We start from the raw sequence: 24,271 nt of genomic DNA on the forward strand, positions 1-24,271 counted from the left end.
TAGAAAATATATATTGTTTTCAATATAACAATTATTTCATTTCAAGTATTTGCATGCGTTCGTTAAAAAGTGCAGGATAGCTTAAAAAACCTATCATTATGCTCGATAATGTCGCAGTCGTTAGAAGGGCGAAAATGATTAATAGCTGAAATTGCACCGCTTGAATAGGGTCTGCACCACCGATAATTTGACCGCTCATCATACCTGGCAATTGAACGAGTCCAATAGTTTTCTGGCTCTCAATTGTAGGGATCATACTTGCTTTTACCGCATTGATTAGTTGTTGATGAATTGCCTGTTTTGGTGTGCCTCCCAACGATAAAATTAACTCAATTTCATTATGGTGACTAGTGATTTCTGCTGTAAAACGATTTAAAAATAGGATGGATAAAACCATAGAATTACCAATCAGCATGCCGCTAATCGGAATAATATACTGCGCAGTTGCTGGTATAATATTAAAACCGAGCAAAACACCTTGAGTAACAACTTCTATCACGATAAGAGTTAACGCTATTTTCCACGTAATCCCTTTTATACCTTTCCCTTTTTTACGAGCATTTAATGTCGCTACTAAAATCATTAAAGCAATCATAAGGAAAATATAAATATAGCTTTGGGCATCAAAGACAAATTTTAAAATATAACCTACTGCAAGCAGTTGAATAATAGAACGAATAGTAGCTATGATTGTATCTTTTTCGAGTCCAAGCTTTAAAGTTTTTGATAGTATAATTGGTATTAATACAAAAATTAATGTTAGAGATAGTGTTGTATATGTCATGCATTCACCCCCTGTACAAATTCTAAGACACGTGGATTTGTAGGGGCGCTAAGTAAGGAACTTTTTCCTGTTTCAATAAGCTCACCATCCATCATAACCCATGTATAGTGCCCGATTGACAGTGCTTGCTGTAAATTATGAGTTATCCAGATCATTGTAACATTGTATTTTTTATTAATTGTAGCAATTAGTGTCTCAATTTCCTGAACGGATTGACGATCTAGTGCAGATGTGATTTCATCTAATAATAAAATGGAGGATTGATTGATAAGTGTTCGTGCAATAGAGACTTTTTGTCGTTGTCCACCTGATAATTTATTTGTAGGGCGTTGTAAAAAGCTTTGATCAAGTCCAACATCTTGTAAATATTGGATAGCCTCTTGCTCCGTCAGCTTTTTTCCTTGTAACGAACGAGGAAGTGCAAGATTTTCAAATACAGTTCCTGCTATCATGGGTGCTGCTTGAAGAGCCATACTTACATGTCTTCTTAAAGCGGTTGGCTCGTATGTAGAAATATGTTGGTTATCAATTAATATTTGACCATCTGTAGGTGATAATAGTCCATTGCACAATTTAAGTAGAGTTGTTTTACCAGCACCTGAAGGGCCGACTAATGTTGTGATTTTTCCTTTAGGGAATGATCCAGTAATCAAATTTAATATCGTCTTGTCATTCGCTGAAAAGCTAACCTGTTGAAAGTGAATAGCAGGCTCGTATGACGTATTCATATAGTGAAAACTCCTTTATAATAATAAGTAAAATAACTGTAGCATGAAACGAATGGAAGCTAAAGTTATTTAACATTTTTCAGGCTATAATTAAGGGGGATAGAGAATGGATGTATTATATGTAGACACACTAACATATGTACAAGGCAATATGTATATCGTTGCATCAGATGAAGGTCTTGTATATATCGGAACACCGAATGCGCCATTTGAAGAGGTGGAAGTGTGGGCGAAAAAGCCTTTTAAAGGCTATCGATTTGAAGAGAATAAAGAAAAGTTACAGGGCTATGTTAAGCAATTTACTGCCTATTTTAATAAAGAACTTACTGAATTTAATTTGCCAATACATGTAAAAGGAACACCGTTTCAACTAGCGGTATGGGATGCGTTGAAGGAGCTACCATATGGTGCAACTACAACGTATTCAGATATTGCACACCGCATCGGTAATCCGAAAGCAGTAAGAGCTGTAGGTAGTGCAATTGGTGCTAATCCAATATTAGCAATTATTCCTTGTCATCGTGTGATTGGAAAGAATGGTAAGCTAACAGGTTTTCGTAGTGGACTAGCTATGAAAGAATTTTTACTTGAACTAGAAAAAGTCTAAAGACAGGCGATTTGTCTAAAGTGGTTTAAACATCGTATTGAGTAGATTCCTCTCTGACAGGCAATTGCGCAGAGTTTCTCTTAAATTGATCAATACGCCTATCCAGGTGAGTAAACTGTTCTTGGATGATAATCAAATTGGAAAAGAATCTGCATGACATATATAGGATGCCGAGCAGATTCTTGTTTTTGAAGGAAAATCGACACTAGACATGTTCTTCGTGAACATTGTTATGTGCTTTACCGAAGTGAGTTAAACGATGAGCAAATGTTTCTCCTCGTACGGCAGAGCCTTTGAAAATATCTTGAAATTCATAAGCTGGAGCACCATGTTCGATGACATCTAAGCCGGCGACTTCTTCTTCAGCAGAAACACGTAATGGCACAATTGCTTTTATAATAAACAAACCAGCTGCTACTGAAACGCTAACCCAGGCAATTGTAGCAATAACCCCAATGGCTTGCACGCCTAATAGACTGAAGCCTCCTCCATAAAATAATCCTTGACCACCAATATCGAACAAGCCGACTGCAAGAGTACCCCAAACACCACAAATACCATGAACAGCAATCGCGCCAACAGGATCATCGACTTTTAATTTCCATTCAATGAAGCGGACGCCCTCGACCAATAATGGAGCAGCAATTAATCCAATCATCATTGAACCGACAATACTAACATTAGCAGCACCAGCGGTAATACCTACGAGCCCTGCTAAAGCACCGTTTAATGTAAGTGAGCCATCGATATGACCATATCGAAACTTCGTATAAAAGGCAGTAGCCACAACCCCAGCAGCAGCTGCGAAAAATGTATTTGCAATTACACTAGGAACAAGTTCAGGATCAGCCGCTAATGTAGAAGCCCCGTTGAAGCCAAACCAGCCAAACCAAAGTAAAAATACCCCTAAAGCTCCTAATGGAATACTATGTCCTGTAATAACGTTAACATGACCATTTTCATATTTACCAAGACGTGGACCAACCATTACCGCTGCTACAAATGCCGCTATAGCACCTGTTAAGTGAACAACGGTAGATCCAGCGAAGTCGATAAAACCAAGATCTGTTAACCAACCTTGACCACTCCAGACCCAATGGCCAACAACGGGATAAACGAGAAGCGACATGAGAATAATAACGCCGACGTAAGCAAAAATATTAGTACGTTCTGCCACTGCTCCAGATAAAATCGTTGCGCCAGTTGCTGCAAACATTGTTTGGAAAATAAAGAAGGAAAGATCATCTACACCATGTAAGGCAAAGCCACTTGTACCGAAGATGCCGCCAGCTGTATCACCAAACATAATAGCGTAACCACATAGAAAATAGACAATACCGCCAAGTGAAATAGTAAGGAAGTTTTTCATTATAATATTGACTGCGTTTTTTGAACGCGTAAAGCCAGCTTCGACCATCGCAAACCCTGCATGCATAAAGAATACTAAAATAGTACCGAGCATCACCCAAACTAAATTTACAGATAATATTATTTCATCCATATATATCGCCCCCTTATTCTACTGCAATCGATCCGACTTCTTTTGTGCGGATACGAATTGCTTGTTCTACCGGGTAAATAAAGATTTTACCGTCTCCAACCTTACCGGTTGCTGCATCACGTAATAAAACTTTCACGATAGGATCTACTTTTTCGTCATCAACAATCATTTCTAATTTCAACTTAGGTAAAAATTCAATTTCATAGGTATTTCCGCGAAATAACCCTGTACGTCCTAATTGGCGACCGCAGCCAGCAATTTCAGAAACACTGAGCCCTGCAATTCCTTCTTGAGCAAGACCGTCCCTGACGGCGCCGAAAACTTCGGGACGAATGATTGCTTCTAATTTTTTCATCAATACCAGCTCCTTGTGTAAGTTTAATTTACATGTTAAAGCGGTATGAAAAACAGTGCAATTGTTTTTTGAATATCTATGTTATGTTTTGTTACATAGTATATTACGGAATTCGTAATAGTTTGCTGAAAAGGTTTTTATAAGGGGAATGAAAGCGGTACTAAAAAATGTGTCTAATTTGTGTGCGGTTCTAAATTTTCTGATTATTCATGTGAGGAAATCTAACATTAAAGTAGAAGGATGTAATACGCAAGAATTTGGGTATATAGTGTATACTAGGACTAATTATCAAAGCGGAAGAAGGGGTTTCTTGTGAGATCAAACTATGCAGATGATAGCTTAGCGCTACACACAGACTTGTACCAAATCAATATGGCAGAATCGTATTGGGCGGATGGTATACATAATAGAAAAGCAGTTTTCGAATTATATTTTAGAAAATTACCTTTTGGCAATGGTTATGCTATTTTTGCGGGCTTAGAGAGAATGCTTGAATATTTACGTGATTTTCGTTTCAGTGATTCGGACATTGCGTATTTGCGTGAAGAGGTTGGGTATAAAGAGGATTTTATCGAGTATTTAAAAAATATTCGATTTACTGGGGATATGTATTCTATGGTGGAAGGAGAGCTTGTTTTCGCTAATGAACCAATTGTCCGTATTGAAGCACCGTTAGTAGAGGCGCAGCTAATTGAAACCGCATTACTTAACATTGTGAACTACCAAACCTTAATTGCAACAAAGGCTAGTCGTATTAAACAAATTATAAAAAATGAAGCGGCGATGGAGTTCGGTACGCGACGTGCTCAAGAGATGGATGCAGCAATTTGGGGAACGCGTGCAGCATTTATAGGTGGGTTTGCTTCAACTAGTAATGTTCGTGCAGGTAAACTCTTTAATATACCGGTATCAGGTACTCATGCACATGCACTTGTTCAAGCCTATAAAAATGATTATGATGCGTTTCATGCCTATGCGAAACGTCATCGCGATTGTGTATTTCTTGTGGATACTTACAATACGTTAAAATCAGGTGTGCCAACAGCCATTAAAGTGGCGAAGGAGCTTGGTGACAAAATTAATTTTATTGGAATTCGTTTAGATAGTGGAGATATAGCTTTCTTGTCAAAAGAAGCTCGTCGCATGTTAGATGAAGCGGGTTTTAAGAATGCTAAAATTATCGTATCGAATGACTTAGATGAATATACGATCTTAAACTTAAAGGCTCAAGGTGCAAAAGTTGATGTGTGGGGAATAGGCACAAAGCTTATTACAGCTTACGACCAACCAGCTTTAGGCGCTGTTTATAAAATGGTCGCTATTGAAAATAATGAAGGGCATTTAGAAGATACGATTAAAATTTCTGCGAATGCCGAAAAGGTATCGACGCCAGGTCTAAAAAATGTATATCGCATTATTGATAGAAAGAATGGTAAGGCAGAGGGAGATTACATTACGATGCAAGATGAAAATCCTCAATCAGAGGAGCGCATTAAAATGTTCCACCCTGTTCATACATTCGTATCAAAATTTGTAACGAACTTTGAAGCAAAGAATTTACAGCAGCTTGTGATTAAAAATGGTGAAATTAATTATCAAAATCCGACTTTGGAAGAAATGCGCGACTATGCAGCTGATAATTTAGAGTTGTTATGGGATGAATATAAACGTGCCATGAATCCTGAAGAATACCCAGTCGATTTAAGTCAAAAATGCTGGAATAATAAAATGCGCAATATTGAAGAAGTACGTGAAATGGTCAATCGATTGTAAAACGTAAGGAGTGAAGGCAAAATGACATTACAGCAAGAAATCATTAAGGAATTACGTGTATTACCGACTATTGATGTACAAGAGGAAATTCGCAAATCCATTGATTTTTTAAAGGAATATGCGCGTCATTATAGCTTTGTAAAAGGATTTGTTCTTGGGATATCAGGTGGACAAGACTCCACATTAACTGGTAAGCTAGCGCAGCTCGCGGTTGACGAGTTAAATGCTGAGGTGGGCGAAGCGAAGTATTCATTTTGGGCTGTTCGCTTACCATATGGTGTGCAAGCTGATGAAAAGGACTGTCAGGATGCGATTGACTATATAAAACCTACAAAAACTTATACGGTAAACATAAAAGATGCCGTCGATGCTAGTATTCAAGCATTAGTAAATGCAGGTATTAAGGTAAGTGATTTTGTAAAAGGTAATGAAAAGGCACGTGAACGAATGAAGGTGCAGTATTCTATTGCTGCTATGAATAATGCTGTTGTGCTAGGGACAGATCATGCTGCCGAGGCAATTACAGGTTTTTACACGAAGTTTGGGGATGGTGGTGCAGATTTAATGCCAATCTTCCGTCTTAATAAGCACCAGGGTAAGCAGTTATTAGCTGCACTTGATTGCCCGGAGCATTTATATTTAAAGATACCAACTGCGGACTTAGAGGAAAATCGACCTTCATTACCAGACGAAGCAGCCCTTGGTGTAACATATGACCAAATTGATGATTATTTAGAAGGGAAGGAAATCCCTGACGGAGCTCGTAAAACGTTAGAAGGACACTATTTACGTTCTCAGCATAAACGTCACATGCCAATTACAATATTTGATGATTTTTGGAAGTAATGTATATATGAGTCTCATTATCGATAGTTGGGGATGATTTGTTAAAACGTATGCCATATATATAAGTTGATCTTCGTTACGGCTGGGCGACTCCTCCGGGATCAGCAATAGAGGAACGAAGGCTAAAACCATCACGTCCTGTGATAACGCCTTCGTGACCAACATCGGCAATGTTTTATCTGTGCGAAAGCGAAGCGACAGCAACAATGTATTATCTGTGCGAAAGCGAAGCGACAGCAACAACAAAGCGCCAGTCGGAACGGAAATCAACCCCACGTTATGATGATGAGTAATATTTGAGAAAAGAGTTATAAGAAAAAGTGATAAACACTTTTGAAGATAGCTCTTTTCTCTTATTTTTATGTAATTTGGTTCTACGTTATTAAATCCTAGCATATAATGTCGATATAAATACCTATATAGTTGATAAAAAGTAAAGGAGGGTAATTATTTATGAGGACTTCTAGAGTGAGTGCAACGACTAGTAGTATATTTCGAAACGAACAACAGTATCTACATGCGGGAGATTTAAGCCACAATTTCGGACAAAATCCGAAACAACAATTTAAAAATAGTATGCAAAAAAATAAAGATAAAAAGCATATGAGTAACACTGGACAATTTCAGCAGCAACGTCCCAATAACATAGAGGCAAGTTATTTGGACAGTGCATACGATTTAGAAATACGCAATGAATTAAATGAAACTGCCGTTAAACTAAGTCTTGTCAGTAAGCAAAAGAAGCTTCTCAATAGTTACCGCTCTTCTATATAACATCATATATCGAACTCTCTACATCATTCTGGGTGTAGAGAGTTTTTTTATGTTGAAAAACAAAATGGTGTCAATGAAATCTTTAAGAATGTTGTGGACTTTAAATGAAGATAATTTCTGTTCCAAGTTACTCGCTTTCCTGTAGATCAAGAAAACATTTGTGCTATCGCTTTGTTTTCGCACAGACAAAACCATTTGTTGCTGAAGTTTCGCTTTATCACTATAAATAGAATGACATGCTAGAAGATACATGCCTTGGCGAAGTGGGTGATCTTCATTCCAACAGGGTGACTCCTTGGGGATCAGCGTCACAGATGAGACATTGGAGCGAAGCGGCTCGACGCTCGCTCGCAGGAAAGCGAGTAGCCCGTAGCGGAAATCAGAGCCTTCTAATTAATCATAATGGATAAAAATGGTTAATCAACACGCATATATTTTTTATTCAAAATATTTGAAGTCGAGATGTTCAATGAATATTCAAGGTAATTTTTCCAATACTTCACAGCTATTTTTAACTTATTTCACAACTTACCTGTAAAGTATGTAATAGAAACAGAAAAAAAGAAATTGGGGGAAGCAGTTGTGAAAAAATTATGGTTACCTGTACTAGCAGTATTACTTTTACTCGCGGCTTGTGGTACAGAAAAAGAGCAAGTTAAGGATGAAGAATCGAAGCAAGATGTTGCGGCAAATGAAGCAGAAGTAAAGGATAAATCTGTGCAAGTCGCTTCTTTAGTTGATCCACGTTTACAAGAGCCAAAAGAAGATACAGTGTGTGAAATGTGTAATATGAAAGTATATATGAAGGACGAAGAGATGGGTGAATTCTCTACCCAAGCAATAAAAGAGGATGGAACAATTGCTTTTTATGATGACATAGGCTGTTTAGTAAATGCTGAGGTTGCAAATGAGGAAAAGAATGAAAAATTTGTGCGTGATTATATTACGAAGGATTGGACGAAGGTTGATGATGTGACAATCGTCAAAACAGACCTAAAGTCTCCAATGAACTGGGGATATATTTATTTCATCAATAAAGCCGATGCAGACAAATATATAGCTGATAATCCAAATGCACATGTAGAGGAATTACAAAAAATTAAAGATGAAGCATTAGAGCGTCGTAAAAAGAAAATGCAAGAAAAAGCTGAAAAAGAAGCCAATGGTGAATCTGATTCTATGCATATGGAAGAGATGAATCAGGATAGTCAAGGTCATAGTCATTAGTCGAATGGACTAGGGGGAATTCCTCTAGTCTTTTCGTGCTGAACTGGGAGGTAAGGATTGGTGAAAAAAATAGGGTTTGCCTTATTGTTTTTTCTGTTCATGAGCCAGACAGTATATGCCGATTTTGATATGCAGGCTGCAATTGATGCAGCGAGGCCTGGTGAGATCGTTCATATTCCTGCTGGTCGTTACCAAGGTAATTTTATTGTGACAAAACCGATAACGTTACAAGGTGAAGAGGGAACTGAACTTATTGGTGAAAGAGACAAGCCGGCACTTCGAATTGAAAATACTGCCAAAGTCACTGTAGAAAATATAACATTATCAGGAAAAAACAAAGCTATTGTTGCTAGTGATGTAGATGGACTTGAGCTACGTAAATTACAAATTAAAGATGTTCATACAGGCGTTCATATACAACGCTCCAAAAATGTGCGTATACATGAAGTTAATGTGGCTGGTAGTGAGGCGCATTATTCCCAAAAAGGTAATGGGGTGGCTGTTTTTAAGAGTGAGGACATCACTATCGAAGGTAATACGATTGAGCGAGTGCAGGATGGAATTTATGTAGAGGAGGTAACGCGTGTCGTTGTTCAACGAAATAAGGTGACGAGCAGCCGTTACGGTACGCATTTTATGTATACGAGTGATGCTGAAGCACTTTTTAATACATATCTTCATAATGTTACTGGCCTTATGATTATGATGACAACAGACATTCTCCTTGAAAATAATACAGTAGCTAATCATTTTGATTTTAATGGCTACGGTATGCTGCTGTATGATGTACAGCAAGCAAAAATTAAGCTTAACACCATCAAGAATAATCGAACTGGTGTAGCTTTGCAGAAAAGTTCAAATATCCAAATTGAAACAAATGATTTTCAGATGAATCAAACAGCACTTGAGGGCACAAAAGTAAATGGCGACACGACGGCTAGTAGTAATAACTTTACAGGTAATATATTAACGGCACGCTCCGATAAGCAAGGCTTTCAACTAGTAAGTAACTATTATGATGATTATTCGGGGATTGATTTAAAAGACAATGGTTTCGGCGATATCCCGTATGTGGCTGTGTCAAGCTTTGGTCAATGGATGGTACGTCAGCCTGTTTACCAATATTTCGTGGCATCTCCGAGTGTCATTTTACTGACATCACTTGATCAGCAAATTAATAAAACTGAAAAGAATATGCTCATTGATAATACTCCGAGGTTGGTAATGAAAGATACGAAGGAAAAGAACAAGGTGAATATGGTGCAAATGCTAGTAGGTCTATTCTTGACATTAAGTAGTTTATGGCTATGGAAAAGAGGAATAACAGAATGAAGAAATGGATAATGATTGTAATGTTATGTTGTGCTGTGCTGATGGGCTGTAGTGAAAAAACATATGAGCCACGTGAAATAGTTAGTGAAACTGATGTTTGTAAAATATGCAATATGAGTATAGTTCACAATGAATATGCTGGTCAGATTGCATTGAAGAATGGTGATTATGAAATTTTTGATGATATTGGCTGTCTTATGGAATATATTGAAGCAAATGGAGAAGATGAGGTTGGAGCAGCCTATATTAAAGATGCAGCAAAAAATGAATGGATTGACGTTATTAAAGCTGTATATGTGTACAACAAGGATTATTGGACGCCGATGAATTATGGGGTAGTTGCATTCGATACGAAGGAAGCGGCACAGGAGTGGATGGTTTCTGAGGGGGAAGGTCAGCTACTTGCTTATACAGATTTACATGATTTTAAATGGGGGATCCATAAGTAATGTATAGTATGCTTATCAAACTTGAATTGAAGCAAATGCTTAGAAGTCGTTGGATGCAATTGGTCGGTATACTTTTCACATTCGTTTTTACAGCTATCATTGTCATTCAGCAAATGGCACTACCAGATGTAGAGGGCTTTACACGACAAACAGCCTCGTTTTTAAATGTATTGCTGTTTTTATTACCACTGTTTATATTAACAATCGGAAGTATGAGTGTAGCTGGTGACGTGGAATCAGGTTGGTTTTCTTTATTAAAGACATATCCGATGACACGTACGCAGTATATTGCAGGAAAGTATATTGCATCCGTACTGGCCTTTTTATTGGTCGTTGCAGTGGCGTTTGGAGCTATATTAGCACTTGGTGGATTTTTAGGTGGAGTACGTTTACCGTTTATTTTCATTATCCTAACACTGCTATGTATATTCATTTTTGTGTCATTGGCCATTGCAGTTGGAGCATTTGCGAAAACAAGATTATTTTCATTGTCGTTATCACTTGTTTTTTGGTCAATTTTTTTATTGCTTATTTCTTACGCTTTAATGGCTATTGGAACCGTCGTGGCGGGGCACGTTCTACAAAAGCTGACAGTTTTGGCGATACACATTAATCCTGTGGAGTGGCTACGCTTTGGCTACTTCATTTTTACAGATCAGGCTAGCGTACTTGGACCAGCATTTTATAAAGTAACGCAGTTTTATTCGTCACCACTAGGCTACGCAGTGTACGTGGCGGTGACATTACTTTGGATAACATGTCCATTAGCTTACGCTAGTATGCTTTTGAAGAAAGGGGATAGAAGATGATGCTATTAGAAACAAAGAAGTTATCGAATATCTATGATAATAATAGAGGTCTTCAAGAAGCCTCCTTTTCTTTGCGGGCAGGGCGTATTTTAGCACTTGTAGGAGGAAATGGTGCTGGAAAGAGTACTTTAATTCGCTTGCTAACTGGGCAGGAAAAACAAAAATCGGGAGAAATAATATGGCATAAACCACAAGCTATTCGATACATGCCTGATGATGTGGATTTTCCTTCTATGTTAACAGCAACAGAAATTTTGCAGCTACTAGCTTCTTTAAAGCAAATTGGTAAAAGCGAACAGGAAGATGTACTGAGACGCGTTGCTTTATGGGATGTTCGAAAGCAAAGAGTGAAGCAATTCTCAAAGGGAATGCGTCAACGGCTTAATCTCGCTCAAAGCTTACTTGGCGATGGCTCCTTGCTTATTTTAGATGAGCCGACTAATGGTCTTGATCCGTTTTGGATTGCAGAGCTGAAAAAAATGATGCTAGAGGAAAAAGCAAGGGGTTGTACTGTAATATTTTCCACACATTTGCTTGCTTTTGCGGAGGAAGTAGCGGACGATGTACTAGTTTTACATGAAGGGGAAATACTTATTTCGGGTGACTTAAAGGAAATACTTTTACAAGAAAATTCAACTTCTTTAGAGAATTTATGGTTAAAAAAATTAAATTTGTAACATTTTGATAGGTAATGACGTTATATACTAGAAGATGGGCTTGTTTGAACGAGAAGTTCAGACAAGCCTTCTTTTCTGCTGAAGTATTATTACTTTTCAGACTCGCTGATTAGGGACAAGCGTGTTGATTAGGAAAATATAGGTTTATTATTGAGTGATAAAAGGGTTTTTTGTTGATATTTTGCTAATGTATGTCCATTTTAACTGATTGTAGCGGAGGGTGATAGACTCTCGCCTGCAGCCTTCATCTTCGGTGTGATGGTAAAATATAGTTAATCAACATGTTTGATTACTTTTCCCGCTAAATAATTGCAATTTGCTCAAACTGTAGGGATAAAGCAATAGGGTTTCATATAATTGTGTTACAAAGCAGATTTCGTTATGCTTAAAGTAAGTTATCATGCAATTCAAACAATTGTTGGATGAAATAGGAGGTTTTTTGATTTATGAATTCACAAATACAAAATGTATTAGAGAATATAGAAAAAGTAATGATAGGCAAAAGAGAGGTTGCAGAGCTTAGCATAGTTGCCATGTTGGCAAGGGGACATGTCTTGCTTGAGGACGTGCCAGGTGTCGGTAAAACAATGATGGTGCGGGCACTAGCAAAATCGTGTGATGCACAGTTCAAAAGGATTCAATTTACACCTGATTTATTGCCCTCAGATGTTGTAGGAGTATCTATTTATAATCCGAAGACGCTAGAATTCGAATTTCGACCTGGTCCGATCATGGGAGATGTAATTTTAGCGGATGAAATTAACCGTACATCTCCGAAAACACAGTCTGCTTTGCTGGAGGGAATGGAGGAAGCTTCCGTTACAATTGATGGTAAAACCCTGACAATTAATCAACCGTTTTTTGTAATGGCCACTCAAAATCCAATTGAGCATGAAGGCACATATCCGTTACCAGAAGCACAACTCGATCGTTTCTTATTAAAAATAAAAATGGGCTATCCTACAAGAGGGCAAGAAGTGGAGATTCTACGTCGAGCTGAACATGGTAAGCCGATTGAGAAAATTGAAGCTGTGCTAACAGTTGCGCAATTAATTGAATTACAGGAGCTTGTACAGGGTGTGTATGTTGAAGATTCTGTTAAAAATTATATGGTTGAGCTAGCGACTCAAACACGGGAAAATAACTATGTCCATTTAGGGGTAAGTCCTCGAGCGACAATTGCTTTAATGAAAGCCTCACAAGCTTATGCGTTTATAAAAGGGCGTAGTTATGTTACGCCTGATGATGTCCAATATTTAGTACCATTTGTCTTTAGCCATCGTTTAGTATTAAAACCAGATGCGCGTTATGATAACGTGGCAGCAGAGGAAATTATTGAACGTATTATTGCGAATACACCTGTCCCAACAAAGAGGTTTGCGGAGCAATGAAGAAATGGCGAGCTTTTATAGAGAAAAGTAAACATTTCTTATTAGTATCTTCGTTAATAATCATAACGTTTTGCTATGCCATGTTCCAAGGAGGGTTTGTTAGCTGGTTTGTATTTTTTACAGTGAGTCCGTTTTTGTTGTATGCATTTATTTTCTTACTAGTGAAAGAAGATATTTTACTTGTGGAACGCAAAATTGAGCCCTCTCGTGTTGAGAGTGGACAATCTGCTAAGGTTACAATTACGGTGGAACGAAAATCACGTTTTCCGTTTGTTTATATGATGATGGAGGAGCTTGTGAACAGCGAAGCCCTTGTTCAATCGAAAGTGCAAGGAACGAATGCCATTAAGTTCGTAGGCTTCAGGAAAAAATTTAGCTGGAATTACATGCTGGAAAATATGCCCCGTGGCGAGCATCGTTACTTAGGTGTTAATATTGTTTTCTGTGATTTTTTTGGCTGGGCAAAAAAACGAGTTGCGGCAGAAAAGGAACAAGTCATTTTAATTTATCCGAGAGTAAGAGAGATGAAGTATGCCGCACTTCAAACAAAATTTGATGTTGGTACAATGATGTCGCCTTATTCAATTGTTAAGGATACATCAATGGCTGTTGGCTTACGTGAGTATGTTCCAGGTGACCGTTTTTCTTGGATTCACTGGAAGTCATTTGCGAAAACGCAGACATTGCAATCTAAGGAATTTGAAGATCGTCAATCACAAGAGTTAATGTTGGTACTCCATGCTGAAAAGTCTCCTTTATTTGAGGGGAAAATTGAGCTTGTCGCTTCGATGTTACAAACAATTGTCAAAGAGCGTGGGGATATTTCATTTGTTTCAGCGGGTGCCAAAACGAAGGTGTTTCCGATTATTCAAGGTAATAGGCAGCTAGATCAAGTAATGCATCATTTAGCTGCTATAAAACCTACGGAAACTGTCAAATTCCAATTACGAGATCAGCAAGTCTTTAAGCATGTTGCAACACTACTGTATGTTACGAGTGAAGTATCAGATGAATTACTTCATACTCTTGCCAGTATGGTGAAAGGCTGTATTTGTTTTGTAGTAGCGGAGCAGCCACCTATGCAAACAGAGCTAGCAAAGCGTTATAAGCATATTCAAGTTGTACATGTAAATCCAACAGATTATTACCATCTGTTCACGGAGGTGATGAAGCCGTGAAAAAATCACTAGGAAATTTTATAGAATTAGCAATAGCATACGTAATTATTTTTCTAATTTTACGTGAATGGCTTATTCCTGTAATGGAGCTAACAAATACAGGATTGTTTCATTTATTTTTAGTGTTTATCGGTCTATCACTAGTACTTAGCCTATTTCAAGTGCATCCATTATTGTCAGGATTAGTGAAATTTGGCTATATTACTTGGTTTATAGTGTTTGTTTATAGTGAAAATCCTTTTTTATCTGGACAGACATTACCATTTTTAATGAATGAATGGAAATGGAATATGACAACCATTCTTTCGGGCGATTTTGGACAAGTTACGGATGCGTTTAGAACGGTGCTATTCCTTGTGCTTATTTGGATGTTAATCTACCTAATTCATCACTGGATAACAGTGCGAAAAAATATATTCTATTTCTTTGCGTTAACCGTATTCTTTATTGCTACATTAGATACGTTTAGTGACTATGATGGAAAAGTGGCAATTGTTAAAGTTACTGTGCTTGGATTAATAATGACAGGCTTGCTTTTCGTCAAACGCTTATGGCTTCAAGCAGATGCGCCAAGTAATGTAATAGGAAAGTGGAAACTGGTTATACCAATGATTGTTTCGGTAATGCTTGTAAGTGTAGTGGCATTCTTTTTACCTAAGACAGGTCCGACTTGGGCTGATCCAGTGCCTTTTATTCAAGGGGTTGCAGGGCAAGGGGACTTTGGAACAGGTAAAAAAACAGTTGGATACAGCGAGGATGATAGCCAATTAGGGGGGCCGTTTCAAGGTGATAATACACTAATTTTCACAGCAACTTCCCGTGACCGTCATTATTGGCGGATAGATACAAAGGACACTTATACAACGAAGGGCTGGATTCTCTCAGAGGGGAACTTTGGAAAAAATATTTATCAAATCGATACGCCTATCCTAACTTCGTTACAAGCTGGGTCTCCTGAAAATGAACGTCAAATTCAATTGGACATTGCTGCACCAATGCCATTTTTATTGCAAACGTATGGCATGCTATCTGTTTCTGCCCAAGATTCGCCCCTGTTTATTCAGGATGAACGCAATGAAAAAATAGCAATAGAGCAACAAAACGGCGAGTCAAAATTACTATCTAACTATACGATATCTTATAGTGAGCCAGTATATAGCATGGAGCAGCTCCAAATGTCTGACCCGTCCATGCTAGAAACATTAGATTCATCCTTTAATCGTTTTTTACAATTGCCAAACAACCTTCCACAGCGTGTAGGGGATTTGGCAAAAGATATTACTCAGGATAAAACCTCTATATATGATCAAATAAAAGCGGTTGAAACATATTTTTCAACTCATGGCTTTAGATACGATAAAACAGCAGTAGCAATCCCGGCTGAGGATCAAGATTATGTTGATCAGTTTTTATTCGATACCAAAGGTGGCTATTGTGATAATTTCTCAACATCAATGGTCGTGCTACTACGTTCGGCGGGGATACCTGCACGCTGGGTAAAAGGCTTTGCACCTGGTAATCCTGGTCCAATGTCAGATGGTTTACGTGAGTATCAAATTACGAATGATAATGCACACTCGTGGGTGGAAGCATATGTACCTGGAACAGGCTGGATGGAGTTTGAACCAACGATTGGCTTTTCAGGAAATGTGAATATCGATTATGATATAGAGCAAGACACTCCACAGCAAGAGCAAGTACTGCAGCCAGAAAAAAAACAAGAGCAACAAAAGAAGGAAGAGCAAGCACCGAAGAAAGAAACATCCAGCTCAACGTTTAGTTTAGATGCTGTATGGAAATGGGTGAAAAAACTTACTTATGTATGGATTGCTCTAGTCATTTTGATGATCATCGCTGCAATTACTCTGTTTCTGCAACGTAAAACATGGATACCTAAAATGCAAGTGCGTGCATATCGTAAAAAGGAAGCGGACTGGACAAATTTTGATGCTTCTTACCATGTTTTAACGAAGCAATTATCTCGTATTGGATTACGTCGAAAAGATGGTGAGACATTACGAGCATTTGCTGACCGAGTTGATGCATCGTTGGAGACAGAAGAGATGCAAAAACTGACCGCTGTATATGAACAACATATTTATGGTAAGGATAAACAACAGGTTGACTTTGTAAAACTGAAAGAAAGTTGGGAATATTTAATCAATCGCACTATCAGTTGATTTTGATGGGTACAAAGAGTAAAATGAAAAAAATTATATATAATTAGGATTGCTTTCATATAAGTTCGATAATAAGGTTCGGATGTTTCTACGAAATCACCGTAAAAGATTTCTCTATGAAGGTGAATGTTTTGGTTAGGTGAGAAGGTTAGTAAATCACTTTTCTTTGCTACGCATTCGCCTTTATAAATCAAGAGCTTATGAACGCGTAGGAAGTTTTTACTTTCATACGCGTTTTTCTTTGAACATATGAAAAGTTCCTTTAAAAATAGTAGAAGAGGTGGAAATATTGTCAGCTAGCCCTTTATTAGAGCAAGAAAAAATCGTCGTTCTTGACTTCGGTAGCCAATTTAACCAATTGATTACGCGTCGTATCCGTGAATTTGGTGTATTCAGTGAGTTGCATCCACATACGATTACAGCGGAAGAAATTAAAAATATGAACGCAGCAGGTATTATTTTTTCAGGTGGTCCAAACTCTGTTTATGATGAAAATGCCTTCCATGTAGATCCAGCTATTTTCGAATTAGGCTTACCAATCCTAGGTATTTGCTATGGTATGCAATTAATGGCACATACACAGGGCGGTAAGGTTGAAGGTGCTGAAACACGCGAATATGGTAAAGCTGAGATCCAAGTAACAGCTTCAAACAAACTATTCGGTGAGTTACCAACTGAACAAATCGTATGGATGAGCCATGGTGACCATGTAACAGAAGTGCCTGCTGGATTTGAGGTAATCGCAACAAGTGCTGCTTGCCCTATCTCTGCAATGGCAAATGTAGAACGTAAACTATATGCAGTTCAATTCCACCCAGAAGTACGTCACTCTGTATACGGTAACGACTTATTACGTCAGTTCGTGTTCGACATTTGTGAAGCAAAAGGCGATTGGTCAATGGCTAACTTCATTGAGCTTGAAATCGCGAAAATTCGTGAGACAGTGGGCGACAAAAAAGTTTTATGTGCCCTTTCTGGTGGTGTAGACTCATCAGTTGTTGCTGTTCTAATTCATAAAGCAATTGGTGACCAACTAACTTGTATGTTCGTAGACCACAACTTAAACCGTAAAGGTGAAGTTGAGCAAGTTATGAAAACATTCACTGAAGACTTCGACATGAATCTTGTTAAAATTGATGCACGTCAACGATTCATGGATAAACTTGCTGGCGTTTCTGACCCTGAGAAAAAACGTAAAATTATCGGTAACGAATTTATTTACGTATTTGATGAAGAAGCAGCTAAACTTGAAGGAATGGATTTCCTAGCTCAAGGTACGCTTTATACAGATATCATTGAATCTGGTACAGCAACTGCCCAAACTATTAAATCACACCATAACGTTGGTGGTCTTCCAGAAGACATGCAATTCAAATTAATCGAACCACTTAACACGTTATTTAAAGACGAAGTGCGCGCATTAGGATTAGAGCTTGGCCTTGACGAAAAAATCGTTTGGCGTCAACCATTCCCAGGTCCTGGTCTAGGTATCCGTGTACTTGGTGAAGTAACAGAAGAAAAACTAGAAATCGTACGCGAATCTGATTTCATCTTACGTGAAGAGATCGCAAAAGCTGGTCTTGATCGCGACATTTGGCAATACTTCACGGTATTACCTGACATCCGTTCAGTTGGCGTAATGGGCGATGCACGTACGTATGACTATGCAATCGGCATCCGTGCGGTAACATCTATCGACGGTATGACTTCTGACTGGGCACGCATTCCTTGGGATGTACTAGAGAAAATCTCTGTTCGCCTAGTAAACGAAGTGAAACACGTTAACCGCGTGCTGTATGATATTACATCTAAGCCACCTGCGACTATTGAGTGGGAGTAGGACTTACGAATAATATAATCTAAATAGGTTATAAACGCAGTCATACTAATGTCTAAGTTGAATTGTTAAGTACTAATATTGTGATTAACGTACAACTATTTATATTTCAAAAATTAAACTCTCTTTTAGTTATTTATAACAAATAACTAGAAGGGGGGTTTTTATTTTGGTCAAAATTAGTGATTTGATTGATGATTTTAAAATGAATCAGCAAATTCAAGGTCGTAAAGATGAGTATAATGAATTACCATTTGGCGATGAATTATTTTACTAAGTTTTTAATGTTTTTACGGATATATGCAAGGTTAGCAGTACACTAATAAGGTTTACTTCAGTAAAATAAGGTATATTATATTTGTTGAATAGATTCTCTTTAAGGACAAGAAAAGTAGGTGAACAAAGTGGGGAAATATCAATTGGATACCAAAGGTAAGGTAGCTGTGACAAAGTATCATGAAAAACACAAGCCTGCCAAATTTGATAAAAAGCAGCAACTTGAAAAAATACGTGCGGAGTATTTGAAAAAGAAGCAAGAACAAACAGATAAATAATATGAATGAAAACATAGGAAGACTAAAATCTCCCTATGTTTTTCTTATTCGAAGTTCTTTTTTAAAATTGATGATAGAGTTTATTATTCCCATAAATTTCAGATTGAACGAATTTTTCTGTTTTAATAAATAGCGTAAAACTCTTATGTATCAATGGTTAGTGAGTGTGCTGTATGATATTACATCTAAGCCACCTACAACTATTGAGTGGGAATAACCCCCTCATTTTATTTCCTTTTTTAGCATTAAAAATAAGAAAAGCACACCAATTTCTACGATTAGCGGGACAAAAATAATATTTAAATGGAAGAAAATTATACTTATCAAAATAGCTATACAAATAAATATTGAACTATGTCGATAACTTTTTGATTGATAAAAGAATGAATATGGTAACAAATGTGCACCGTAAATAATTGCATATACAGGTAAGACCCACATAGGTGCTTTAATTAATAGAAGAATACAAATAATTAAATATAAAACTTGATTGTTTGTTGCAATCAATAGTCCATTAATCAATGGATTTTCTTTATAAAGTAAATCAACATTTAATATTTTGGCACAAAGAATCGAAACAGGGAACAGCAATGCACCACAAGATAAAATGCCAATATTTTTTATCATTAGATCTAAAGGCAGCAATGCGATTACTGTGATAACTCCCCAAATAAATATGGAGGCCATTATAAAAGGAAGCCCCTTCTTTTGTTTCTGAGCAATATCATTTAGTAGTACTTGTAAGCTAGTATTGAGGTTCATTTCCGTCTCCTTAATTTTCTAGCGATCTATTTAAACTATCCGCTATTTTTTTATTTTCATATTTTGAGAAAAAATAAAATCCGATGATATGACCAATCAACGTTATCACTAAAATTAGCAACAAATAAGGTTTGATAATTTCAAATACTTTCAGTGAAAAAAGATATACACTTCCTATGCCACAGAAAAAATTTAAAAAAGTACTAATAGTAATTTTAGATGTTACTTTTAATGTTGAGTAGTTCCACAAATATGGATAAGCTATACCAAAAACAATCCCCATCAGAACGCTGATACCAATTAAATTCCAAATGTAAAGGAAGTTGACTATTTCTTCGTGAAGATTAAAAATAGTAATTAAAAAAACAATCCAAATCAACCCCAAAAATGAAACGTATAAAAAGCTGTTTTTTAAGTCTTTTATCATATCAATTTCTCCTTAATAGATTTTGCATAATGTCTACTGACAATATACTTATTTTGTTGTTTTGTAATAACTTCCAATCTAGCGTGACTTCCCGAAGCAAATGAGCGTATTTGATTCAAATTCAAAATCATTGAATTATTGATTCTAACCAATCCGAAAGATTCCAAGTAAGATAATTCTTTTAAAATCTTATTCAGCAATAGCTCTGTACCATTTATTAAAAAGATTTTGGTGAAATGACCAGATGCTTCAATTGCCTCGATGTCATTGAGTTCAATCATAACCTGACGATTTGTTTTGAAATCTGTTGCGCTTAATGTTATAGATTGAAAAAAATGCTGTTCAATTGTCGAAAGCAATTCTTTATTCGATGGATTACTGATAATCTCAATTTCAGAAGATGATTGATTGTTTTTCCAAATGTAGTTGAATTTCATGTGGATCTCCTTTCTGTTTTAAGCGTAGCAACACTTCTCAGAACTTACGATGATTTTTCGTTTTGTTGCAAAAAAAATAGACTTTGTTACATTCTTTCAGTTAAATGTCTTTTTACCTTAGAAATCTCCCGCCTCTATAGCTGGGAAGATGAATGCGGATGTAAGTTACTTTTCAACGAATGTGCAAACACCCGTTGAGAGAAGTAAAAATGACAGTATGTTTTTATGGAATTAGGAGTTGAGAAAGTAGAGGATGTTAAGTCGTAATATATCACAGTTCTTGAAATTCTTTCTTTAAGGATTATACTTTCGAAGCGTTAGGTGTAGTAAACTAATGACTATAATATAGGACTCTATGTCGTTGTTTAGGGGGATGGAAATGGAAAATAATATTACGATGATTCATACACTTGCTATTGGTATGCCGAAAGAATTGCATTATAGTAATGGGCGCTCAATGAATACAGGGATTGAAAAACGAAAAGTACAAGAAGTTTATTTGTCCGCTCGTGGATTTGAGGGGGACGATGTAGCAGATAAAAAACATCATGGTGGTCCTGACCGTGCCGTTTGTTTATATCCTGAGGAGCATTACATACAATGGGAACAGGAACTTGGTAAACCGTTACCTACAGCAGCATTCGGTGAAAACTTAACAGTAACGAATATGTTGGAAGCGGATATTTGTATTGGTGATATTTATAAAATAGGTGATGCTGTCATCCAAATTACCCAAGGACGTGTACCATGTAGTACGATTGATAAATATACTGAGGCGAACATATTACTCAAACGTTTAATTGAAACAGGTTATACGGGCTACCTTGCACGTGTACTGGAAGAAGGGACAATCTATGCAGATTCAAAAATTGAACTAGTGGAAAAGCACCCAGCACGTGTTTCAGTTTTGCATTGCAACGAAGTGTATTTTAAAAACAAAGACGCACTTGCGATGAAACGTATACAGGCGATTGATGCATTAGCAGAAGATTGGAAACAAAAATTAGAAAAAAGAATTCAGCACTTACAAAGTAAAGTGATGAATTAAACATAGGTCGATCAAGTCTTTCGTCGGATGTTTGTACACCCGCTGAAAGAAGTTAAAATCCTCTAGAATTCGAATGAGTTCTAGGGGGTTCTTTATTTTATAACTATCGATAAAACGTTTAGTCCTAACCTATTTATGCAAAGATTTTTTAAAATGTGAACATTAAAAAAGAATTTTACACGAACTTTCGTATAACTTTTTTGAAAAATGTTCGGAAATAGGGTTGAAATCTGAAAAGTGAAATGATATATTACGATTGTAAATTAAATATGTCGTCGTATAATGTCGGGGATAAGGCCCGTGAGTTTCTACCAAGTTACCGTAAATAACTTGACTACGATTTTAGTTATATATACCAATGTATAGACACTAATTAATTTCTCACAATAACTGTGATGAAATGTATCGTAGACATGCGACTAGTAGAGTAGTCAGTGTGTCTTTTTTGTTTTCGATATTGAAGACGACCATACGGAGGATTTCTTTAAAATGAAAAAGTATTTCATGTTCGATGAACTAGGAACTAATTATCGCCGCGAAATAATAGGTGGTATTACTACATTCCTTGCCATGGCTTACATTTTAGCTGTTAACCCTGGTATGTTAGAAAATGCAGGAATGGATAAAGGTGCTGTATTCGTAGCTACAGCATTAGCAGCAACAGTAGGTTCTCTGATTATGGGTATATTCGCTAAATTCCCAATTTCACTTGCTCCTGGTATGGGCTTAAACGCATTCTTTGCCTTCACTGTTGTTGGAGCTTACGGTATTCCTTGGCAGACTGGTTTAACAGGTGTTTTCTTCTCAGGGGTTATCTTTATCATTCTTTCGTTAACAGGTATTCGTGAAACAGTAATTAATGCAATTCCAGTACAACTTAAATATGCAGTTTCAGCAGGTATTGGTTTATTTATAACTTTTGTAGGTTTACAAGGGGCAGGTATTATAGTCGCTAGCCCAGCTACATTGGTGACTTTAGGAACATTCACTGGTGCAACTTTACTAGCTGTATTCGGGATTGTCCTTTCAATTATTCTTATTATTAAACTACGTAGTATTGGTATTTTCCTAGGGATGGTTGTAACAGCGATTGTTGGTATGATTACAGGCGTTATTGAACCTCCTACAGCAGTTGTTTCAGCAATTCCGAGTGTGGACTCTACATTTATGGTAGCTTTAGATCCAATTTTCCATGATTTCGGTTCATTATTAAACGTTAAATTTTTAGTAGTTGTCTTAACGTTCTTGTTTGTAGATTTCTTTGATACAGCAGGTACTTTAATGGCAGTTGCGACACAGGCAGGATTAGTAAAAGATAATAAATTACCACGTGCAAGCCGTGCATTGATGGCGGATGCTCTTGCAACAACAATTGGTTCTTTATTTGGTACATCAACAACTACAGCTTATGTTGAGTCAACTTCTGGTGTAGCAGCAGGTGCTCGTTCAGGTTTCTCTGCTGTTGTAACGGCAATGCTATTCTTGGTAGCATTATTCTTCTCACCATTACTCGCTGTGGTAACTCCAGCGGTAACAGCACCAGCTCTAGTTATTGTAGGTGTTCTGATGGTATCTTCATTACGTTTAATCGATTGGGATAAATTCGAAATTGCAGTACCAGCTTTCTTTACAGTAATCATGATGCCTCTTGGTTATTCAATTGCTACTGGTATTGCAATAGGTTTTGTATTCTATCCAATAACAATGCTTTTAGCGGGTCGTAAAAAAGAAATTCACCCTATGATGTACGGATTATTCTTTGTCTTCCTTGCATACTTTATCTGGGTACGCTAATTAGAAAAACATAATCTGAAATATAATCAGCACCTCAATTGTTAGGAATGAAACTAATAATTGCAGGTGCTTTTCTTATTGTTAAAGAAACTAGACTTTTAAGTTGTGAATAACCAAGGGCATAGTTTTCGTCTAGGCTAAAGTGCTACATCCTCGAGGTCGCTTTGATCCCGCTGGCTGGATGTAAACGAGCGCTTTAGCACATTTGTTCTTAGTAAATGTAAAGCTAGTTAATTATAGAAATAATAAAACGAATTTAATGGTAGTGGAAGTTATCAAACGATTTTAGAAATGGTGTAATCTTAATTTCTGTCGAAGAAAAAAGGAGCACCTAATGTATGGAATCAAGAAAAAAGAATTTATAATACTAAATTAAAGTAGTAGTCTTACATGAGTTGGTTTATTAAGAGACACATAGCAATTATGTTTATACAGTAAAGTTGATATATATATATATTATAGAAGAAACTCCTTCTCAATTAATTAGAATAGTTTTATTTTAATAAATCACTTGCAAACTCAATATTAAGGTGATATATTTATAAACGTTGTTACGAAAAACAAACGACAACTTAAAAAATACTAACATAAAGAGTTGACATAGAGTTGACGTTATGTTAAAGTATAAGAAGTCACTTATTTGTGACGAATTAATGAACCTTGAAAACTGAACAAGCAAAACGTAATCAATAAAGTTTTTAGTAGCTAACCTTGAGTTAGTGAAGAAACAAAATTTTGGACATCAAACATGATGCCAGCAAAACAATTTGAGCTAATCAAATTTCTTTTTATGGAGAGTTT

24 protein-coding genes and 2 riboswitches are annotated in these 24,271 nt (G+C 36.8%); of the genes, 17 read left to right on the plus strand and 7 right to left on the minus strand.

What is annotated here, in order from left to right; all coding sequences use genetic code 11:
- Window positions 1-31 precede the first annotated feature (31 nt).
- The gene (fetB, locus tag AN161_RS13390) at window positions 32-784 is read right to left on the minus strand and encodes an iron export ABC transporter permease subunit FetB (RefSeq protein ID WP_053594862.1); all 753 of its coding nucleotides are present in this window, start codon (window positions 782-784) and stop codon (window positions 32-34) included.
- A complete protein-coding gene (locus AN161_RS13395; protein ID WP_053594863.1) occupies window positions 781-1,512 on the minus strand; it encodes a phosphate ABC transporter ATP-binding protein in 732 nt (243 codons plus the stop codon). Before AN161_RS13395 ends, fetB begins: the two co-directional genes overlap by 4 nt.
- A 106-nt stretch (window positions 1,513-1,618) precedes the next feature.
- On the opposite strand from AN161_RS13395, the gene AN161_RS13400 reads away from it, so the two are divergent.
- The gene (locus AN161_RS13400; protein WP_053594864.1) at window positions 1,619-2,119 is read left to right on the plus strand and encodes a methylated-DNA--[protein]-cysteine S-methyltransferase; all 501 of its coding nucleotides are present in this window, start codon (window positions 1,619-1,621) and stop codon (window positions 2,117-2,119) included.
- Window positions 2,120-2,324: 205 nt separating this feature from the next.
- Here the strand turns inward: AN161_RS13400 and AN161_RS13405 are convergent, their stop codons facing one another.
- Together AN161_RS13405 and AN161_RS13410 are read right to left on the minus strand one after the other, a co-directional pair.
- Complete coding sequence (locus AN161_RS13405; RefSeq protein WP_053594865.1) at window positions 2,325-3,620, minus strand: ammonium transporter; 1,296 nt, start codon at window positions 3,618-3,620, stop codon at window positions 2,325-2,327.
- 13 nt (window positions 3,621-3,633) lie between these two features.
- On the minus strand, window positions 3,634-3,975 hold the full coding sequence (locus AN161_RS13410; RefSeq protein WP_053594866.1) for a P-II family nitrogen regulator: 342 nt from the start codon (window positions 3,973-3,975) through the stop codon (window positions 3,634-3,636).
- Between the two features lie 312 nt (window positions 3,976-4,287).
- Between AN161_RS13410 and AN161_RS13415 the strand changes: the two genes are divergently transcribed.
- The 14 genes from AN161_RS13415 (at window position 4,288) to AN161_RS30160 (ending at window position 19,002) form a co-directional block, all read left to right on the plus strand.
- Window positions 4,288-5,748 (plus strand): nicotinate phosphoribosyltransferase, encoded by a 1,461-nt coding sequence (locus AN161_RS13415; protein WP_075807241.1) that lies wholly within the window; start codon window positions 4,288-4,290, stop codon window positions 5,746-5,748.
- 21 nt (window positions 5,749-5,769) lie between these two features.
- Window positions 5,770-6,594 (plus strand): ammonia-dependent NAD(+) synthetase, encoded by an 825-nt coding sequence (nadE, locus tag AN161_RS13420; protein ID WP_053594867.1) that lies wholly within the window; start codon window positions 5,770-5,772, stop codon window positions 6,592-6,594.
- A 170-nt stretch (window positions 6,595-6,764) separates the two neighbouring features.
- Window positions 6,765-6,887, plus strand: coding sequence for a hypothetical protein (locus tag AN161_RS31040; RefSeq protein ID WP_277815943.1), 123 nt, complete (start codon window positions 6,765-6,767; stop codon window positions 6,885-6,887).
- 160 nt (window positions 6,888-7,047) lie between these two features.
- A complete protein-coding gene (locus tag AN161_RS13425) occupies window positions 7,048-7,368 on the plus strand; it encodes a hypothetical protein (RefSeq protein WP_053594868.1) in 321 nt (106 codons plus the stop codon).
- A gap of 582 nt (window positions 7,369-7,950) precedes the next feature.
- Window positions 7,951-8,595, plus strand: coding sequence for a nitrous oxide reductase accessory protein NosL (locus tag AN161_RS13430; protein WP_053594869.1), 645 nt, complete (start codon window positions 7,951-7,953; stop codon window positions 8,593-8,595).
- A gap of 60 nt (window positions 8,596-8,655) precedes the next feature.
- Window positions 8,656-9,927 carry a NosD domain-containing protein gene (locus AN161_RS13435; protein ID WP_241774562.1) on the plus strand — a complete coding sequence of 424 codons (1,272 nt, stop codon included), beginning with the start codon at window positions 8,656-8,658 and terminating at the stop codon, window positions 9,925-9,927.
- Window positions 9,924-10,376, plus strand: a complete 453-nt coding sequence (locus AN161_RS13440; protein WP_053594870.1) for a nitrous oxide reductase accessory protein NosL — start codon at window positions 9,924-9,926, stop codon at window positions 10,374-10,376. The genes AN161_RS13435 and AN161_RS13440 overlap by 4 nt, the downstream gene beginning before the upstream one ends.
- The gene (locus AN161_RS13445) at window positions 10,376-11,185 is read left to right on the plus strand and encodes an ABC transporter permease subunit (RefSeq protein WP_241774561.1); all 810 of its coding nucleotides are present in this window, start codon (window positions 10,376-10,378) and stop codon (window positions 11,183-11,185) included. The genes AN161_RS13440 and AN161_RS13445 overlap by 1 nt, the downstream gene beginning before the upstream one ends.
- Window positions 11,182-11,862, plus strand: coding sequence for an ABC transporter ATP-binding protein (locus tag AN161_RS13450; protein ID WP_053594871.1), 681 nt, complete (start codon window positions 11,182-11,184; stop codon window positions 11,860-11,862). Before AN161_RS13445 ends, AN161_RS13450 begins: the two co-directional genes overlap by 4 nt.
- A gap of 446 nt (window positions 11,863-12,308) precedes the next feature.
- Window positions 12,309-13,253 (plus strand): MoxR family ATPase, encoded by a 945-nt coding sequence (locus AN161_RS13455; RefSeq protein ID WP_053594872.1) that lies wholly within the window; start codon window positions 12,309-12,311, stop codon window positions 13,251-13,253.
- Window positions 13,250-14,431 (plus strand): DUF58 domain-containing protein, encoded by a 1,182-nt coding sequence (locus tag AN161_RS13460; protein WP_053594873.1) that lies wholly within the window; start codon window positions 13,250-13,252, stop codon window positions 14,429-14,431. The genes AN161_RS13455 and AN161_RS13460 overlap by 4 nt, the downstream gene beginning before the upstream one ends.
- Entirely contained in the window at window positions 14,428-16,611 is a 2,184-nt protein-coding gene (locus AN161_RS13465) for a transglutaminaseTgpA domain-containing protein (protein WP_053594874.1), read from the plus strand. The genes AN161_RS13460 and AN161_RS13465 overlap by 4 nt, the downstream gene beginning before the upstream one ends.
- A 35-nt stretch (window positions 16,612-16,646) precedes the next feature.
- A riboswitch (purine riboswitch) is annotated at window positions 16,647-16,748 on the plus strand.
- A gap of 152 nt (window positions 16,749-16,900) precedes the next feature.
- Window positions 16,901-18,451 (plus strand): glutamine-hydrolyzing GMP synthase, encoded by a 1,551-nt coding sequence (guaA, locus tag AN161_RS13470; protein WP_053594875.1) that lies wholly within the window; start codon window positions 16,901-16,903, stop codon window positions 18,449-18,451.
- Between the two features lie 401 nt (window positions 18,452-18,852).
- Window positions 18,853-19,002 carry a hypothetical protein gene (locus tag AN161_RS30160; protein ID WP_053594876.1) on the plus strand — a complete coding sequence of 50 codons (150 nt, stop codon included), beginning with the start codon at window positions 18,853-18,855 and terminating at the stop codon, window positions 19,000-19,002.
- Window positions 19,003-19,224: 222 nt separating this feature from the next.
- Here AN161_RS30160 and AN161_RS13480 read toward each other — a convergent pair whose 3' ends face one another.
- From AN161_RS13480 to AN161_RS13490, 3 genes are read right to left on the minus strand one after another with little or no spacing between them, the layout of a single operon-like run.
- Complete coding sequence (locus AN161_RS13480; protein WP_053594877.1) at window positions 19,225-19,764, minus strand: hypothetical protein; 540 nt, start codon at window positions 19,762-19,764, stop codon at window positions 19,225-19,227.
- A gap of 10 nt (window positions 19,765-19,774) precedes the next feature.
- Window positions 19,775-20,191, minus strand: a complete 417-nt coding sequence (locus AN161_RS13485; protein ID WP_053594878.1) for a hypothetical protein — start codon at window positions 20,189-20,191, stop codon at window positions 19,775-19,777.
- The gene (locus tag AN161_RS13490; RefSeq protein WP_053594879.1) at window positions 20,188-20,628 is read right to left on the minus strand and encodes a LytTR family DNA-binding domain-containing protein; all 441 of its coding nucleotides are present in this window, start codon (window positions 20,626-20,628) and stop codon (window positions 20,188-20,190) included. Before AN161_RS13490 ends, AN161_RS13485 begins: the two co-directional genes overlap by 4 nt.
- A 379-nt stretch (window positions 20,629-21,007) precedes the next feature.
- Here AN161_RS13490 and AN161_RS13495 point away from each other — a divergent pair, with 379 nt between their 5' ends.
- Both AN161_RS13495 and AN161_RS13500 read left to right on the plus strand, forming a co-directional pair.
- Window positions 21,008-21,676 (plus strand): MOSC domain-containing protein, encoded by a 669-nt coding sequence (locus AN161_RS13495; RefSeq protein WP_053594880.1) that lies wholly within the window; start codon window positions 21,008-21,010, stop codon window positions 21,674-21,676.
- Between the two features lie 255 nt (window positions 21,677-21,931).
- Window positions 21,932-22,033: riboswitch (purine riboswitch) on the plus strand.
- A 132-nt stretch (window positions 22,034-22,165) separates the two neighbouring features.
- The gene (locus tag AN161_RS13500) at window positions 22,166-23,470 is read left to right on the plus strand and encodes an NCS2 family permease (RefSeq protein ID WP_053594881.1); all 1,305 of its coding nucleotides are present in this window, start codon (window positions 22,166-22,168) and stop codon (window positions 23,468-23,470) included.
- Window positions 23,471-24,271 lie beyond the last annotated feature (801 nt).

Origin of the sequence: Lysinibacillus sp. FJAT-14222, from assembly GCF_001278875.1 — a bacterium.
Lineage (GTDB): Bacteria > Bacillota > Bacilli > Bacillales_A > Planococcaceae > Lysinibacillus > Lysinibacillus agricola.

Excerpts from the sequence above, each read along its gene's own strand:
- fetB (WP_053594862.1), bottom strand. The coding sequence starts at position 784 with ATGACATATACAACACTATCTCTAACATTAATTTTTGTATTAATACCA.
- AN161_RS13395 (WP_053594863.1), bottom strand. The coding sequence starts at position 1,512 with ATGAATACGTCATACGAGCCTGCTATTCACTTTCAACAGGTTAGCTTT.
- AN161_RS13400 (WP_053594864.1), top strand. The coding sequence starts at position 1,619 with ATGGATGTATTATATGTAGACACACTAACATATGTACAAGGCAATATG.
- AN161_RS13405 (WP_053594865.1), bottom strand. The coding sequence starts at position 3,620 with ATGGATGAAATAATATTATCTGTAAATTTAGTTTGGGTGATGCTCGGT.
- AN161_RS13410 (WP_053594866.1), bottom strand. The coding sequence starts at position 3,975 with ATGAAAAAATTAGAAGCAATCATTCGTCCCGAAGTTTTCGGCGCCGTC.
- nadE (WP_053594867.1), top strand. The coding sequence starts at position 5,770 with ATGACATTACAGCAAGAAATCATTAAGGAATTACGTGTATTACCGACT.
- AN161_RS31040 (WP_277815943.1), top strand. The coding sequence starts at position 6,765 with ATGTTTTATCTGTGCGAAAGCGAAGCGACAGCAACAATGTATTATCTG.
- AN161_RS13425 (WP_053594868.1), top strand. The coding sequence starts at position 7,048 with ATGAGGACTTCTAGAGTGAGTGCAACGACTAGTAGTATATTTCGAAAC.
- AN161_RS13440 (WP_053594870.1), top strand. The coding sequence starts at position 9,924 with ATGAAGAAATGGATAATGATTGTAATGTTATGTTGTGCTGTGCTGATG.
- AN161_RS13445 (WP_241774561.1), top strand. The coding sequence starts at position 10,376 with ATGTATAGTATGCTTATCAAACTTGAATTGAAGCAAATGCTTAGAAGT.
- AN161_RS13450 (WP_053594871.1), top strand. The coding sequence starts at position 11,182 with ATGATGCTATTAGAAACAAAGAAGTTATCGAATATCTATGATAATAAT.
- AN161_RS13455 (WP_053594872.1), top strand. The coding sequence starts at position 12,309 with ATGAATTCACAAATACAAAATGTATTAGAGAATATAGAAAAAGTAATG.
- AN161_RS13460 (WP_053594873.1), top strand. The coding sequence starts at position 13,250 with ATGAAGAAATGGCGAGCTTTTATAGAGAAAAGTAAACATTTCTTATTA.
- AN161_RS13480 (WP_053594877.1), bottom strand. The coding sequence starts at position 19,764 with ATGAACCTCAATACTAGCTTACAAGTACTACTAAATGATATTGCTCAG.
- AN161_RS13485 (WP_053594878.1), bottom strand. The coding sequence starts at position 20,191 with ATGATAAAAGACTTAAAAAACAGCTTTTTATACGTTTCATTTTTGGGG.
- AN161_RS13490 (WP_053594879.1), bottom strand. The coding sequence starts at position 20,628 with ATGAAATTCAACTACATTTGGAAAAACAATCAATCATCTTCTGAAATT.
- AN161_RS13495 (WP_053594880.1), top strand. The coding sequence starts at position 21,008 with ATGGAAAATAATATTACGATGATTCATACACTTGCTATTGGTATGCCG.
- AN161_RS13500 (WP_053594881.1), top strand. The coding sequence starts at position 22,166 with ATGAAAAAGTATTTCATGTTCGATGAACTAGGAACTAATTATCGCCGC.